The organism is Kribbella sp. NBC_00382 (assembly GCF_036067295.1).
Classification (GTDB): Bacteria; Actinomycetota; Actinomycetes; order Propionibacteriales; family Kribbellaceae; genus Kribbella.
In genome coordinates this window covers 3,340,533-3,357,135 of sequence record NZ_CP107954.1, presented here as the reverse complement: position 1 = coordinate 3,357,135, position 16,603 = coordinate 3,340,533, and the positions used below count along the sequence as shown (strand labels likewise).

Annotated in this window: 9 protein-coding genes; all 9 read left to right on the top strand. The window is 68.6% G+C overall.

What is annotated here, in order from left to right; all coding sequences use genetic code 11:
- Positions 1-255 precede the first annotated feature (255 nt).
- From OHA70_RS16330 to OHA70_RS16290, 9 genes are read left to right on the top strand one after another with little or no spacing between them, the layout of a single operon-like run.
- Complete coding sequence (locus tag OHA70_RS16330; RefSeq protein ID WP_328333355.1) at positions 256-693, top strand: cobalamin B12-binding domain-containing protein; 438 nt, start codon at positions 256-258, stop codon at positions 691-693.
- Entirely contained in the window at positions 690-1,961 is a 1,272-nt protein-coding gene (locus OHA70_RS16325) for a methylaspartate mutase (protein ID WP_328333353.1), read from the top strand. Before OHA70_RS16330 ends, OHA70_RS16325 begins: the two co-directional genes overlap by 4 nt.
- Positions 1,958-3,004, top strand: a complete 1,047-nt coding sequence (locus tag OHA70_RS16320) for an asparagine synthetase A (protein ID WP_328333350.1) — start codon at positions 1,958-1,960, stop codon at positions 3,002-3,004. Before OHA70_RS16325 ends, OHA70_RS16320 begins: the two co-directional genes overlap by 4 nt.
- Positions 3,001-4,395, top strand: a complete 1,395-nt coding sequence (locus OHA70_RS16315) for a glutamate synthase-related protein (RefSeq protein WP_328333348.1) — start codon at positions 3,001-3,003, stop codon at positions 4,393-4,395. The genes OHA70_RS16320 and OHA70_RS16315 overlap by 4 nt, the downstream gene beginning before the upstream one ends.
- Complete coding sequence (locus OHA70_RS16310; RefSeq protein WP_328333346.1) at positions 4,392-5,876, top strand: MFS transporter; 1,485 nt, start codon at positions 4,392-4,394, stop codon at positions 5,874-5,876. The genes OHA70_RS16315 and OHA70_RS16310 overlap by 4 nt, the downstream gene beginning before the upstream one ends.
- Entirely contained in the window at positions 5,873-6,106 is a 234-nt protein-coding gene (locus OHA70_RS16305; RefSeq protein WP_328333344.1) for an MbtH family protein, read from the top strand. The genes OHA70_RS16310 and OHA70_RS16305 overlap by 4 nt, the downstream gene beginning before the upstream one ends.
- Positions 6,103-9,471, top strand: a complete 3,369-nt coding sequence (locus tag OHA70_RS16300) for an amino acid adenylation domain-containing protein (protein WP_328333342.1) — start codon at positions 6,103-6,105, stop codon at positions 9,469-9,471. The genes OHA70_RS16305 and OHA70_RS16300 overlap by 4 nt, the downstream gene beginning before the upstream one ends.
- Positions 9,468-12,629, top strand: coding sequence for a non-ribosomal peptide synthetase (locus OHA70_RS16295; RefSeq protein ID WP_328333340.1), 3,162 nt, complete (start codon positions 9,468-9,470; stop codon positions 12,627-12,629). The genes OHA70_RS16300 and OHA70_RS16295 overlap by 4 nt, the downstream gene beginning before the upstream one ends.
- Positions 12,626-16,570 carry a non-ribosomal peptide synthetase gene (locus OHA70_RS16290; RefSeq protein ID WP_328333338.1) on the top strand — a complete coding sequence of 1,315 codons (3,945 nt, stop codon included), beginning with the start codon at positions 12,626-12,628 and terminating at the stop codon, positions 16,568-16,570. Before OHA70_RS16295 ends, OHA70_RS16290 begins: the two co-directional genes overlap by 4 nt.
- Positions 16,571-16,603: the final 33 nt, after the last annotated feature.

The following is a 16,603-nucleotide window of genomic DNA, read 5'->3' as shown; positions in this document are numbered from 1 at the left end:
GTAACGAATATTGTAATTATAGGTAATTCTGCATTTGCGAAATTGGGTAGTGGCCGATCGTTGACTTCGCCAGGTAGCCGGGGGTTTACTGTTTCTCGGCCGCCGCCCCTGGTCGCAATGTGAGGCACCTTCGGGGTCCCTGAGGACTATTTTCCATTGATTTCTTCGATGGTCAGCCAGGGAAATGGCGGCATTGGAATAACGATTCCAATTCTTGATACCGCCATTGTTCGCTGACAATCTGGGGGGATTCTTGTGTTCAACGTCCTGTTGAGTACCGTCTCGTCCGACTCGCACACCTGGAACCTGGTGTATCTGCAGCTCGTGCTCGAGGACCGCGGGTACCGGGTCGGAAATCTCGGCGCGTGTGTGCCCGACCAGCTGCTGGTTGATCGGGCACGGACCGACCGGCCGGATCTCGTGGTGATCAGTACCGTCAACGGCCACGGCGCCCAGGACGGCGCTCGCGTCGTCAGGTTGCTGCGTGCACAGAAGGAACTGGCCGGCACACCGATCGTCATCGGGGGGAAGCTTGGCATCGAGGGGAACTCGAAAGCGGCCGCCGAGGAGCTGCTGGCCGCAGGGTTCGATGCCGTGTTCGACGACGACGCCGACATGGGCCGCTTCTACCGATTCCTCGAGTCCGTCACGAACGAGAAGGCCGCGCAGCGTTCGCTCGCGGCCGTGGGGTGATCACCCGGTCTCCGTGGTCGTTCGGTGAATTCGTCGCGCAGGCAAGGGCGGCGGGGCAGATCGTGGTGCAGCCGCGGATGGGTTTCTCCCATCCGCAGACGATGCACGCCGGTCTGACCGCGGTTCGTCATGCCTCCGCGACCACCGTCGGCACGATCACGGTCGACAGCTACACACGGGTCAACGACCTCACGGCCGCCGACAAGGCGCTGGCCGCAGGGGTCGCGCTCAACGGCTACCCGATCGCCACCTATCCGGCCGAGCTCACCCAGCAGGTGATCGGAGAGGCCGGTACTCCGGTACAGGTCCGGCATGGATCGGCCCGGCCGGAGCACATCATCCGGGCGCTCACCGCAGCCGGCCTGCACGCCACAGAGGGCGGTCCGATCTCGTACTGCCTCCCCTACAGCCGGGTGCCGGTGCGGGAGTCCGTGCACGAGTGGGAGCGCAGTACCGAGCTACTGGTCGAGTTGTGCCGGGGGAACGGGCAGGAGGCCCATCTGGAGACGTTCGGCGGCTGCATGATGGGCCAGCTCTGCCCGCCAGGACTACTGGTTGCCCTGAGCACCCTTGAGGCGCTGTTCTTCCGGCAGCACGGGCTGCGGTCGATCTCGTTGAGCTATGCCCAGCAAACCCATGCAGAGCAGAACACTGAGGCAGTACTAGCGATGCGCCGCCTCATTGCCGAGCTACTGCCCGATGTCCAGTCGCATGTCGTGGTCTATGCCTACATGGGCGTCTACCCGCTGACAGGTGACGGCGCGACGAGGCTGCTCCAGGAAGCAGCCCGGTTGACCGCCCGTACCGGCGCTGCCCGGCTCATAGTCAAGACCACGGCCGAGGCGTTCCGCATCCCGACCATCGCCGAGAACGTGATCGCCCTGGAGACAGCAGCCGCTGCGGCGGGGCCCACAGCGACACCGGACCCGTACGTCGATTCGGAGACCTACGCCGAGGCACGGGCGCTCGTCGACGCGGTACTAGACCTCGACGACGACATCGGCGCAGCCCTGATCAGCGCACTCCAGCGCGGCTACCTGGACATCCCCTACTGCCTGCACCCCGACAACGCCGGCCGAGCCACCGGCCAGGTGGGCGGCGACGGGCGGTTGCGCTGGACACGTACCGGCTCGATGCCCATCCGGCCCACCGGACCGACCGGGCGCAGGACCACCGCACCAGACCTTCTCGAATCACTCAACTACATCCGCAGGACCTACGACAGCCAGCAGTACGCCGTTGCTGTCGGCCACCAGGAGCCCCGATGACCCAGACCATGCCCGCACCGGCCGCACCCGAGGCCGGTACCTCTACAGCCAGTACAGCCGGTACCACCCCGGACCTGCCCGCGTTGCCCGTCCACCTGGCCGCGCCGGCCACCCAGGCCGCCATCCGGATCCAGGACCGAATCCTCGACGCCGCCCGGCAAGAGCTGCGTGCACAGGGATTCGTCGAGCTGCTGCCACCCATGATCGGCCCGGTCACCGACCCCGGCGGCCGCGGGTCGAAGCAGGTCGACATCGACTTCTACGGCCACCGCTACAAGCTGATGACGAGCGCGATCCTCTACAAGCAGGCAGCGGTGACCGCGTTCGACAAGATCTTCTGCGTCGCGCCGAACGTCCGCCTCGAGCCGCTGGAGACCCGCTTCACCGGCCGGCACCTGGCCGAGTTCCACCAGCTCGACATCGAGATCGCCAACGCCACCCGCGAGGACGCGATGGAGGTCCTGCAGAGCATCGTGAAGGCGGCCACCCAACGCGTACTTGCCGACCTGCCCGACGACCTCGCCACCCTCCAGCGCGATCCGGCGGCGTTCGGCGCACTGCTCGACGGTCCGTTCGACCGGATGAGTCACGCCGAGGCGGTCGAGCGGCTGGCCGTCGCCGGGCACACGCAGAGCCCGGACGCGGAGATCGACTGGGAGGCCGAGAAGGTCCTGTCCAAGGCGACCGAGCGGCCGTTCTTCGTGACGGACTATCCGAAGGGGTCACGCGGCTTCTACGACCGCGAGAGCCGGTCGACGCCGGGGACGCTGCGGAACTTCGATCTGCTCGCTCCGGACGGGTACGGCGAACTGGCCAGCGGCAGCGAGCGCGAACACGAGTACCGCCGCATCGTCGCCCGCATCCGGGAGACCGGCGAGAACCCGGCCAAGTACGAGTGGTACCTGCAGATGGCCAAGGACGGCATCCCGCCGAGCGCCGGCTTCGGACTCGGCCTGCAGCGGCTGACCCGCTACATCGCCGGCCTCGAAACCGCCTGGCAGGCCAGCGCCTTCCCCAAACTGCCCGGGGTGGTGTCGGCATGACCACCGAGATCCCGTACGCCGATGCGCGGACCGACCGGCTGGCCGCCGACGGGTTCCCCGCAGATGCCGTACGCGCTCGGGCCCGCGTCGGGTCGGCTCAGTTGTTCCCGCCGGTCGGGGCGTACGGGCGGGCTGTCTTCGGTGCCGATCCGGTTGCCAATAGCAACGATTCGCTTGATCGGTTGCGGTTGGTGCCGCCGGTGTTCATGCCGGAGCGGTTGGAGAAGCTGATCGATCTCGGGCGGGAGCCGATGCCTGGTGACGTTGAGCTCGGTACCACGATCGGCGGGTTTCGTTCGCCGGTACCGGTGTTCTGTTCGGCGCTCGGCTCGACGGACAGCGGCGGGGAACTGGGCGTCGCGCTCAGTCGTCAGGCCGGGCGGCTCGGCCTCCCGATGGTGATCGGCGAGAACGTCGTACCGGTCAGCGGGTACGGCCGTGACAGCGATGCTCCTGCTCAGCGGTCGTTGCTGGCGCGGATCACGGCGTACGCCGACAACGTCCCCGACGGTCTGGGCGGGGTTGCCGTCCAGCAGAGCACCGAGGACGCCGACGCCGAGGTGTGGAATCTCGCCTACAGCGACCCGGCGGCCCAACGGCTGCTCGACTCCGGGCGGCTCGCGTTCGAGCTCAAGGTCGGCCAGGGCGCCAAACCCGGTCTGGGCGGCATGACTGTCCTCGGCACCGGGCAGGCGGACGCATTGGCCGACCGGTACTCGATCTCCGACGTACTGGGTGACCCCAGCCACCGGCTGCGTAGTGCGAGCCCGGGGACCTTCACCGACGAGATCCTCCGGCAGCAGATCCGCCTGATGCGCAACAACTACCCACGCGCCAGGGTCTGGGTGAAGCTGCACCCCGGCCGGGACATTGCCCACGCGGCATCGGTCGCCTGGGCCGCCGGAGCCGACGCAGTCACCGTCGACGGCGCCGAGGGCGGTACCGGCTGGGCACCGCTGTCCTCGCTCGACCACGTCGGCCTACCCCTCGCCGAATGCCTGTACCGCATCGCACAGCACCACGCATGGGCTAGACCTGGCGGCTGTCTGATGGCTACTGGCCGGATCTGGGAAGGCACCCGGGCAGTGAAGGCCCTGGCGCTCGGTGCCACGGCAGCTGGTCTCGGCCGGGCTGCACTGCTCGCCGTAGACGAGGACCGCGATGAGGGCCTCATCCGGCTCGTCGACTGCCTGACTGTCGAGCTAGGCCTACTGATCAGCGCCCTCGGCCACTACCACCCAGCAGCACTCAGCCCGGACGACCTCTGGGCCCCCACGGACTCCTGGGCCGCCACCGGCCTCGGGGCAACCACCGACTTCATCGCGTCGGCCGTACCGGCGCAGCAGTTGCACATTCCCACTGGAACCCCACGGAAGGCGACATCGGCATGACCACAGAGATCGCAGCGGAGCGCCCCGACCTCGCTCCGCTGAACGAAGTACTCAGCGAGACTCCCCCGCCGAACGAGCCGAGCGAGCCGAACGGGCAGGGCGACCCGGGTGACCCGCCCCAGAAGAAGTCCCGCTGGGGGCTGCTCAGGCAGGGCGACTTCCGGCGGCTGTGGATCGGTGAGACCACCAGTACCTTTGGCAACGCGATGAGCGGGATCGCGGTCCCGGTGATCGCGCTGACGACCCTCGGTGCCAGTGCATCGTCGGTGGGCCTGATCAACGCCGCCTCCTGGCTGCCCTGGCTGCTGGTCGGTCTGCCGGCCGGTGCATGGATCGACCGGCTGCCGCGCCGCCGTACCTTGCTGGCCTGCGACATCGCCTTCTTCGTGCTGGTCGCCAGTGTGCCGCTGGCTGCCTGGCTCGGGGTACTCACCCTCACCCAGCTGATCGTGGTCTGTCTGCTCGGCGGCGTGGTCAGCGTGTTCTTCAGCCCGGCGTACGGGGCGTATCTCCCATCGCTACTCGACAAGGACGACCTGCCGGAGGGCAATGCCAAGCTGCAAGGCAGTTCGCAGGCGGCCGTGGTCGCGGGCAGCAGTGCCGGTGGTGGGCTGATCCAGATCTTCGGCCCGATCCTGGGCATGATCCTCGACGCCGCCACGTTCGTGGTGTCCTTCATCTGCTTGCTGGGGATCAAGAAGCGCGAACCGCGTGAGACCACCAAGCCGGAGCCGCGTACCACCACACTGCGGCAGGAGATCGCCCAAGGCATCCGCTTCGTCGTCCGGGACCCGTACCTCCGTGTACTGACCGGTGGCGCCGCAGTGGACAACCTGCTCCTCGCCGGCGGGCATGCCCTGCTGGTCGTCTTCCTGGTACGCACCCTGGACCTGCACCCGACAGTGGTCGGCGTCCTGATGGCGTTCGACTGCCTGGGTGGAGTGCTCGGCGCTACTGTCGCCAACAAGCTGGCAAAGAAGATCGGTACCGCTCGGGCGCTCCTGACCTGGTCCCTGGTCACCACCCCGTTCGGCCTGCTGATCCCCCTGGCTACTGGCGGTACTGGCGTCGCACTGTTCGCCGCAGGCCTGCTCATCCCGTCGATCGGCATCGTTGCCAACAACATCATCGGCGGCTCGTTCCGGCAGGCCTACTGCCCGCCCGACATGCTCGGCCGGGTCGCCACCAGCGGCAGCTTCGTGAGCTTCAGCCTGATCCCGCTCGGCGCCCTGGGCGGCGGCTTCCTCGGCCAGGCGATCGGAGTCCGCGAGGCGCTGTTCATCGTCTTGGGGCTGGGCTGCGTCGGCAAGCTGATCCTGCTGATCGGCCCGCTCAAGTCCACCCGCGACCTGCCGACCGAGCACCCCGACTACCCGTCCACCCCGGCCGACGACGCCAAGCCCGAGGCCGAGTCCGACGCCGTCACCAATGCCGCCACCATCGATGCAGCCGTCACGACCACGGACGGAGCCGACCGATGAGCGAGCAGATCACCAACCCGTTCGAGGACACCGACGCGACCTACCTGGTACTGGTGAACGAACTCGGCCAGCACAGCCTGTGGCCGACGTCGATCGCAGTACCGGCCGGCTGGTCGTCGGCACTCGGCCCGGCGTCCCGCCAGACCTGCCTGGACCACGTCGAGGCGAACTGGACCGACCTGCGGCCCGCCCTGGCGAGCCGGGACGCGACCGGCGGCGGTGCAGGATGACCGTCGCCTCGACGACCCGGCCTGACCTCACCTCGCTGCGTGTACACGAGTTGTTCGAGCTGCGAGTCTCCGAGCAGCCTGAGGCACCAGCGCTGGTCGCTGGTGACCAGCGGCTGACCTACGCCGACCTGGACGCGCAGGCCGACCGCATCGCCGGCCGGCTACGCGCCCGCGGGGTCCGGCCGGGTCAGCTGATCGGGATCCACCTCGAGCGCTCGGTCGAACTCGTAGCCGGCATCCTCGCCGTACTGAAGACAGGCGCCGGGTACTTCGTACTAGACCCCGCCTACCCAACCGCCCGCCGCGACGCCGAGCTGGCCGAGGTCCGGCCGGCCCTGGTGATCGCCGCCACGCCAGCGGTCGGCGACTGGCCCACCCTCAACCTCAGCGAGACTCCCGAGCCCAACGCCGTAGCACGGCCCGCAGCCACCAGCCCAGACGCTGCAGCCTGCGTGATGTTCACGTCGGGCTCGACCGGACGACCGAAAGGAGTACTCGCCTCTCACCGGGCGATCGTCGGATCCCTTGTAGGCAGGCAGTTCGGCGGCTTCGGCCCCGGCGAGGTGGTACTGCAGTCAGCACCCGTCTCCTGGGACGGCTTCGTCCTAGAACTCCTAGGCACCCTGCTATGCGGCGGTACTGCGATCCTGCAGCCCGGCTCATCTCCCGAGCCAGCAGCGATCGCCAGGCTGGTCGCCAAGCACCCGGTGACCGCGATGTTCGCCTCGGCCCGCCTGCTCGACCACCTGATCGACGAGCACCCGGAGACCTTCACCGGTCTGCATCAGGTCCTCACCGGCGGGGAGACCGCGTCCTCGAGCCACTTGGCCGAGTTGCAGCGTCGCCATCCGGCGCTGCGCATCGTGCACGGCTACGGCCCGGTCGAGACGATGATCGTCGCCACAGCCCAGGTACTGACCGTCCAGGACACCACCAGCCCGGTAGTACCGATCGGCAGACCAGTCGAGGGCAAGCAGGTCTACGTGCTCGACGCAGCACTGAACCCAGTACCACCGGAAGCGACCGGTGAGATCTACATCGCCGGCGTCGGCCTGGCCCACGGCTACCTGAACCAGCCGGCCATCACCGCCAGCCGATTCGTCGCCAACCCGTTCGGAGCACCGGGTGATCGCATGTACCGCACCGGTGACCTGGGTCGGTGGCGGTCGGACGGACTACTACTGGAGTACTGCGGCCGCGCGGACCACCAGGTCAAGGTCCGCGGCTTCCGGCTCGAACCCGGTGAACTCCAGTTCGCGCTCGAACGCCATCCCGCGATCGCCCACGCCGTCGTGGTCGTCCGCGACGACGCACCCGGCGGTCGAGGGCTGGTGGCGTACGTAGTACCGGCCGGAGAGCTCGATGTGGCGACCGTCCGCCGGCACGCGGAGAAGGTGTTGCCCCGGCACGCGATCCCAGCGGCGGTAGTACTGCTGACCGAGCTTCCGCTCAACGACCACGGCAAACTCGACCGGTCGGCGCTACCAGCGCCAACTCCCGTAGAAGTAGTTGCTGACAGCAAAGGAACACCGAGGCAGGAACTGCTTCGCGGCCTGTTCGCCGACGTCCTCGGAACCACCGCAGATCGGATCCGGCTGGACGACGACTTCCTCGCGCTCGGCGGGCATTCCCTGCTGGCCGCGCGGCTGGCGAACCGGATCCGTACCACCCTCGGCCGCGAGGTGGACCTGCGCACACTGCTCGACGCCCGCTCTGTCCGTCGACTAGACGAGCGCATCGACGCCGCACCGGCCGCTACTCCCGCGCTGCGGCGAGTGGTCGACCGACCGGACCAGCTCCCCTTGTCCGCCGGCCAACGGCGGCTGTGGTTCCTGGACCGGACTACCGGCGGCGGACCGGCGTACCACGTGGCACTGGCGATCCGGATGCCCGGAGAGCTGGACCAGGAGGCGCTGCACAAAGCACTCAACGACCTGGTTGCCCGGCACGAGATCCTGCGCACGGTGTTCCCGGCCGACGAGGATGACGAGCCCACACAGCAAGTACTGGACGCAGCAGAGGTCCCACTGCCCGTAGTACGGCCGCAAGAGCTGGACCAAGCCGTGGCAGAGGCGGCCCGGTGGACCATCGACCTGACCGTCGACCCACCACTGCACGCCAGTCTGCTGGTCCCGTCCACAGGCGATGCAGTCCTAGTCCTTGTACTGCACCACATCGCCTTCGACGGCTGGTCGATGACGCCCTTGCTGCAGGACCTCTCTGCTGCGTACGCCGGACGTCTCGCCGACCGTCCGGCGCTCCCGGCGCAGTACGCCGACTACACCCTCTGGCAGGAGCAACTCAACAACCAGGACGACCTCACGTACTGGACAGAGGCGCTGGCAGGCCTCCCTGGTGAGACCGACCTGCCCGGAGCACGCCCCTACCCGGCAAGGCGTGCCACTACCGGCGGGATCGTGCCACTAGCCATCGATGCCGACCTGCACCAGAGACTGGCCGACCTGGCGCACAAAGAGGACAGCACTCTCTTCATGGTGCTGCACGCCGCTCTAGCCGCACTCCTGTCGGGCACCACGACGGATCTGGCTATCGGTACTCCGGTAGCCAACCGCCCGGACGAGGCACTCGACGACGTGATCGGGTTCTTCGTCAACACCGTGGTACTCCGCCTGGACACCGCAGGCGACCCGCCCTTCGTAGAACTCCTGCACCGCGCCCGGGCCGCGGACGTGGCGGCATTCGACCACCAGGCAGTGCCGTTCGACCGGGTCGTGGCAGCGGTGAACCCGGAACGCCGGGCCGGCCGCCATCCGCTGTTCCAGGCCATGCTCGCCGTCCATGCCGCTACTGAAGGGCTAGGCGCAGCAGTCGAGCGGCTACACACCGGTACCGCGCAGTTCGACCTCACCGTCGACCTCACGGAGTCCCCCAGCGGCTTGACCGGCTGGCTCGAGTACGCCGCCGACCGCTACGACGCCACCACAGCAGGCCGACTAGCCGACCAGTTCGCGAAGCTGCTCAACGCAGTCGCCGCAGACCCACAGCGACGGCTCAACACGCTGCGACCCCAACCAGCCACCGCGCATCCGTTCGCTGCCGGTGGTACCGCCCCCTGGCGAGGCAAGCAGGCCTCCAGCCGGGAGCAACGGGTCCTGCGCAGGATCTTCGCCGGGGTGCTCGGTGTGACCACGGTCGGCGACCACGACAGTTTCTTCGACCTCGGCGGGCACTCGCTGCTCGCCACCCGGCTGATCAGCCAGGTCCGCTCGGCGCTGGGCGTCGAGATCGACATGGCCACCTTGTTCGAAGCACCCACGGTGGCCGATCTGACCCGACGACTGGCCGACGCCCAGCAGGCGCGTCCGCCCCTGCGTCCCCGCTCCGCCCCGAAGGAGATCCGATGATTCCGCTTTCGTTCGCCCAACAGCGCCTGTGGTTCCTGGACCAGCTCGAAGGCGCGACCCATACCTACAACGCGCCGCTGGTACTCCGGTTGAGCGGCGAGCTCGACCACTCCGCACTACGCGCCGCCGTCGGCGACGTGGTCACGCGGCACGAGGCCCTGCGCACGATGTTCCCGTCGGCCGACGGGGTGCCCTACCAGCTCATAGTCGACGCCGCTGACGCAGCGGTGGACTTCGAGCTCCAGGACTGCACAGCGGAGGAGTTGCCGGCTGCACTGTCCGAGGCTGCTCGGTACCGGTTCAGCCTGACCGGCGAGCTGCCCGTCCGGGTGACGCTGCTGCGGGTCAGCCCGACCGAGCACGTGTTCGCACTGGTGCTGCACCACATCGTCAGCGACGGCTGGTCGCTCGGCCCGCTGATGCGCGACCTGTCCTCGGCCTACACAGCCAGGCTGGGTGGGCACGGGCCGGAGTGGGAGCCGCTGCCGGTGCAGTACGCCGACTACGCCGCCTGGCAGCACGAGCTGCTCAGCGACGAGACCGACCCGAACAGCCTGGCCGCCGGCCAGCTCGCGTACTGGAAGGAGGCGCTCGCCGGAGTACCGGAGGAGCTGCGGCTGCCCTACGACCGACCGCGCCCGTCCGTCTCCAGCTACCGCGGGGACCTGGTCGAGGCACGGATCCCCGCGAGCGTGCACGCCGAGCTGGCCGGTCTGGCCCGGCGCAACCGGGCCACCCTGTTCATGGTCGCCCAGGCCGCCGTGGCGCTGATGCTGACCCGATCCGGCGCCGGTACCGACGTACCGCTCGGCACCCCGGTCGCCGGGCGCACCGACGAGGCACTGGACGAGCTGGTCGGCTTCTTCGTCAACACCCTGGTACTACGCACCGACACGTCCGGCGAACCGACCTTCCAAGAGCTACTGCTCCGGGTGCGGGACACCGACCTGGCCGCGTACGCCCACCAGGACATGCCGTTCGAGCGGCTCGTGGAGATCCTGAACCCGGTCCGCTCGACCTCACGCCAGCCGTTGTTCCAGGTCATGCTGGTGCTGCAGAACAACGCCGCAGCAAGCATGGAGCTGCCCCGGCTCAGGGTCACCGACGAGCCGGTCGACCTCGGTGTGGCCAAGTTCGACCTCACCTTCACGCTGGAGGAGGAGCAGGCCGCCGACGGCACCCCGGGCGGGATCAACGTCTGGCTGGAGTACGCCGAGGACCTGTTCGACAAGGAGACGATCGAGCAGCTGGCCGGGCGGCTCACGGCAGTACTGACCGCTGTGGCCGCCGATCCGCTGGCGTCGATCGCGTCCATCGAGGTGATGCCCAACGCCGAGCGGGAGCAGGTACTGCGCGGTTGGAACGACACCGCCGTCGACGTCCCCGAGCGGCCGGTGCACGAGGTGTTCGAGCAGCGGGCCCGGGAGACCCCGGATGCGATCGCCCTGATCGACGGCGACCGCCGGGTCCGGTACGCCGACCTCAACGCTGCGGCGAACCGGATGGCCAGACACCTGCGTAGCAAGGGGATTCAGTCGGGCGGCCTGGTCGGCGTACTGCTGGACCGCAGTACCGAGCTGGTCACTGCACTGCTCGCCGTGCTGAAGGCGGGCGCCGGCTACACGCTGCTCGATCCCGCGTTCCCGGCCGAGCGGTTGCGGCGTGCTGCCGAAGGCACCGTCGCAGTAGTCACCACGGACAGCCACGCGACCACAGTCGGACTGCCGTCCAAGCAGGTGATCCTGGCCGTCACAGAGGAGCTGGACAGCTCAGACCTAGGGCTGCCGGTCGTGCCGGACGACCTTGCCTGCGTCATGTTCACCTCTGGCTCCACTGGCCGGCCTAAGGGAGTACTGGCGCCGCATCGGGCGATCGTGGCCACTGTGTGCGGCCAGGAGTACGTCGACTTCGGGCCGGACGAGGTGTTCCTCCAGTGCGCGCCCGTGTCGTGGGATGCGTTCGTGCTGGAGCTGTTCGGCTCACTGCTGTGCGGCGGTACCTGTGTGCTGCAGCCGGGACAGAACCCGGAGCCGCATGCGATCGCTGAGCTGGCCGCCGAGCACGGGGTCACCATGCTGCAGATGTCGGCCAGCCTGTTCAACGTGATGCTGGACGAGCACCCGCAGGTCTTCAAGGGACTGCGCCGGGCGATGACGGCAGGTGAGGCGGCCTCGCCGATCCACGTCCACCGGGCGCTGCGCGAGCACCCCTCGCTGCGCGTGCTCAACGGCTACGGCCCGGCGGAGAGCATGGGCCTGACCACCGCCCACCAGATCAGCCGCGACGAGGCCGGGCAGACGGCGGTACCGATCGGGAAACCTGTTGCAAACAAGAGGATGTACGTCCTCGACGAGCGCCTGAGGCCGGTACCGGTCGGGGTGACCGGCGAGCTGTACGCAGCTGGGTCCGGGCTAGCCCAGGGGTACCTGGACCGGCCGTCGCTCACTGCAGAGCGGTTCGTGCCCGACCCGCACGGGGCACCGGGTGCGCGGATGTACCGGACCGGCGACCTCGGCCGCTGGACCAGGGACGGAGTTCTGGAGTTCGCCGGACGCGCGGACGACCAGATCAAGATCCGGGGCTTCCGGATCGAGCCCGGCGAGGTAGTGGCCAGCCTGCTCGAGCACCCCGCGGTCGGCCAGGCCGCCGTGGTTGCCCGGGACCACTCGGGTAGTCGCCTCCTGGTGGCCTACGTCGTAGCAGCGCCGGGCGAGCGGGTGGACCCGGCTGGGCTGCGGCAGTTCGCCGGCGAGCGGCTGCCCCGGCACATGGTGCCGGCCACTGTCGTCGTAGTGGACTCCCTGCCCCGTACCTCCACCGGCAAGCTCGACCGCAAGGCACTGCCCGATCCGGACTTCACGCCCACCGCGGCCGGACGCGAGCCAAGGTCGCCCAGCGAGCAGATCCTGTGCGAGCTGTTCGCCGACGTGCTCAAGCTGCCCAAGGTCGGCATCGACGACGACTTCTTCGCGCTCGGCGGTCACTCGCTGCTCGCCACCCGGCTGATCAGCCGGGTCCGGTCGGTACTGCAGGCCGAGCTGTCCATCCGCACCATCTTCGAGGCGCCGACCGTCGCCCAGCTGGCCGAGCGGCTCACCCAGGCCGCCAAGGCCCGCCCGACGCTCCGCCCGCGCGCCAGAACTCAGGAGACCTCATGATCCCGCTGTCCTATGCCCAGCACCGCCTCTGGATGCTCGAACAGCTGCACCGCGGATCGACCGCGTACCACGTCACCCTCGCGCTGCGGCTGCGCGGACAAGTCCAGGTGGACCCGCTCCGGCAGGCCCTGTACGACGTGGTCGCGCGGCACGAGTCGCTGCGTACCGTCTTCCCGATGACTGATGGGACCGCTGGTACCGCCCACCAGTTGGTCCTAGACCCAGCGGCCGGTGCGCCGTCGCTGACGATCGTCCAGTGCACCGAGGCCGAGCTGTCCGATCGCATGGCCGAGCAGTTCACCAAGCCGTTCGACCTCGCCACCGAGACGTCGCTGCGGCCGGTGCTGTTCGTCCTCGGCCCCTCGGAAAGCGTTCTGCTGTTGGTCTTGCACCACATCGCGACCGACGGCTGGTCGATGTCCCCGCTGGTCCGCGATCTCACCAGCGCGTACGAGGCGCGTTGCGGCGGTACTGCGCCACAGTGGTCGCCTCTACCCGTCCAGTACGCCGACTACACGGTCTGGCAGCGTGACCTGCTCGGCAGCGAGGACGACCCGAGCAGTGTCATCTCAGAGCAGTTGAAGTACTGGACAACGACACTGTCCGGCGCACCGCAGGAACTGGCGCTACCGACCGACCGCCCGCGTCCGGCCCAGCCGGGACACCAGGGCGGCCTGATCGAGTTCCAGCTCGGCCCTGGTCCGGTACAGGCTCTGCGCGAGCTGGCCCGGAGCCGGCAAGCCACCTTGTTCATGGTGCTGCAGGCCGCGCTGCTCACAGTGCTGTCCCGATCCGGCGCAGGCCACGACCTAGTCGTCGGTACGCCGATCGCCGGGCGCACCGACGAGGGGCTGGAGGACCTGGTCGGTTGCTTCGTCAACACGCTCGCGCTGCGGACCGATGCCTCGGGCAACCCGACCTTCGCTGAGCTGCTGGACCGGGTCCGCGAGACCGACCTGGCGGCGTACGCGCATCAGGACCTGCCGTTCGAGCGGCTGGTCGAGGTACTGAACCCGCCGCGGGCGCTGGCCCGGCACCCCGTCTTCCAGGTGAGCATGGTGTTGCAGAGCAACGCCCCGGCCCGGCTGGAGCTGGCTGGGCTGGAGGTCGACGCAGAGCGGGCACGCAACGACGTGGCCAAGTTCGACCTCACTGCGGCGTTCGCGGAGTCGCTGGATGCGGACGGCAGCACTACGGGGATCGACGGGAATCTTGAGTACTCGTGCGATCTGTACGACGCCGATACCGCACAGGGGCTGGCCGATCGGCTGGTCCGGGTGCTGGCTGCTGTGGCGGCTGATCCTGCGGTCCGGGTGGATGAGATCGAGCTGCTGTCGGCTGCCGAGCGGGAGACCATCCTGAACGGGTGGAACGACACTGCGGTGGAGTTCGACGACGACGTACCGGTGCATGAGCTGATCGAGCGCTCGCTGCGGGGGCGGGCCGACGAGGTGGTGCTGGTCTTCGAGGGCGAGCAGCTGACCGGCGCGGAGTTGAACCGGCGGGCCGACGAGGTAGCGCGAGTGCTAGCTGGTGCTGGGGTTGGTTCGCGCGTTGGTCTTTGTCTGCAGCGGTCGGTGGAGCTGGTGGTTGGGTTGCTGGGGATTCTGAAGGCCGGTGCGGCTTATGTCCCGCTGGACCCGACCTACCCGGATCGCCGGCTCGAGTTCATGGTCGCTGACGCAGGGATCGAGGTGGTGCTCGCGCACGGCGCCACACTCGACCGGGTGCCGGCCGGGCCGACAGTGGTGCGGCTAGACGCTGAGCTTCCGGCCAGTACCGACGTAGCTGCTACTGCCGGGGCTGGTGATGGGGCGTACGTGATCTACACGTCCGGCTCCACCGGGCAGCCGAAGGGCGTGCCGACGACGCATCGGGCGATCGTGAACCGGCTCGAGTGGATGCAGCGCGAGTACCGGCTCGACGGCTCGGACGTCGTACTGCAGAAGACGCCGTTCAGCTTCGATGTGTCGGTGTGGGAGTTCCTGTGGCCGTTGCTGGCCGGGGCGCGACTCGTGGTCGCACGGCCGGAGGGGCACCGCGACCCCGCGTACCTGGCCGGCTTGATCCAGGCCGAGGGGGTCACGACCCTCCACTTCGTCCCGTCGATGCTTGCTGTGTTCAGCGAGGCGGTTGAGCTGAGCAGTCTCACGTCGCTGCGGCGGGTGGTGTGCAGTGGCGAGGCGCTGTCCGGTGAGGTGGCTCGTCGCTTTCTCAAAGCTCTGCCTGGCCGCGAGTTGTTCAACCTGTACGGGCCGACCGAGGCAGCGATCGACGTCAGCCACTGGACCTGCAGTGTGGACGACGAGGCCGCCATGGTGCCGATCGGTCGACCAGTGGCCAACACACAGCTGTACGTGCTCGACTCACGGGGCGAGCCGGTGCCGGTGGGCGTCCCGGGCGAGCTGTACATCGGTGGGGTCCAGGTGGCCGAGGGCTACCTCAATCGACCCGAGCTGACCGAGCGGCACTTCGTGGCGGACCCCTGGCGCGGTGGGCGGCTCTACCGGACCGGCGACCTGGCCCGATGGCGCAGGGACGGGGTGATCGAGTTCCTGGGTCGGCTGGATCACCAGATCAAGCTGCGTGGGTTCCGGATCGAGCTGGGTGAGGTCGAGGCCGCAGTACGGGCCGTGACTGGTGTCCGCGATGCCGTGGTGGTTGGCCGGGACAACCAGCTGCTCGCGTATGTAGTTGGCGACGGGGTGACCACAACTGAACTGCGGGCCGAGCTGTCCGGAGTACTGCCTGAGTACATGGTGCCGACGCGGGTCTGCTGGCTCGATGAGCTGCCGCTGTCCGCCAACGGCAAGGTGGATCGCTCGAAGCTGCCAGCACCTGGCGAGGCTTCGGGTGACGACGGGCCGAAGGTGACTGCCCGGGACGGGCTCGAGTTGGCCCTGACCGCGCTGTGGGAGGAGCTGCTTGAGCGGCGGAACATCGGTGTCACCGACGACTTCTTCAACCTCGGCGGTACGTCGCTGCACGTGATCCGCCTGCTGAGCCGGATCACTGCCGACCACGGGATCGAACTGCCGGTCGCGGTGATGTTCACGGGCGGCAGCACGATCGAGCGGCTGGCCCAGGAACTCCGGCGCTCGGACTCGCTCCCGTGGTCGCCACTGGTGCCGATTCGGGCCAACGGGACCCGGCCGCCGCTGTTCTGCTTCCCACCCGCGGTCGGCAACGCGCTCAGCTACGTGGACCTGGCTGCGCACCTCCCGGACGACCTGCCGGTCTACGGCCTACAGGCACCCGGCCTGGACGCCGGTACCACCCCCGAGCCGAACCTCGACAAGCTGGGCCACATCTACCTCGACGCGATCCGCTCGGTCCAGGAGGAGGGTCCGTACTACCTGGCCGGGTACTGCGCCGGCAGCATCATCGCGACCGTCGTGGCTACGCAACTGCGCGAGGAGGGCCAAGAGGTGGCGCTGCTGGCTGCACTGGACGGCGGGCCGGCCGATGTCGACGCACTGGTCCAGCACGGCGACGAGGCAACGACTGCTGCCTGGTTCGCCTGGGAACTCGGCCGTGCCGTCAACCGCGACCTGGAGATCGACCCGGACGAGATCCGCCACCTCACCGGCCCCGACCTCGCCGACGCGGTACTAGCCGAGGCGGTCGCCCAGGGAGTCGTCCCTGCCGACACTGCAGGCCCTCAGGTCGCTCGACTCCTGGCGGTCTTCGACAGCTTCGCCAGAGCAGTCTGCGACCACCGACTGAAGCCGTACGACAGCCCAGTGGCCGTCTTCTGCGCCACCGACGCCCCCAACGCCGAAGCCGCCATCGCCCGCTGGCCCCAGATCGCCATGGGCCCGCTGAACCACTACCCGGTCCCCGGCGACCACTACACCCTCATGCGCCCACCCAACGTCCCTACCCTCGCCGCAGCCCTCGACAAAGCCCTACTGGAGGCCCACGTGCCAGTACCCGCCTAACGCGACAGGCTGGGTCGCCGCGGAACCTTCCCG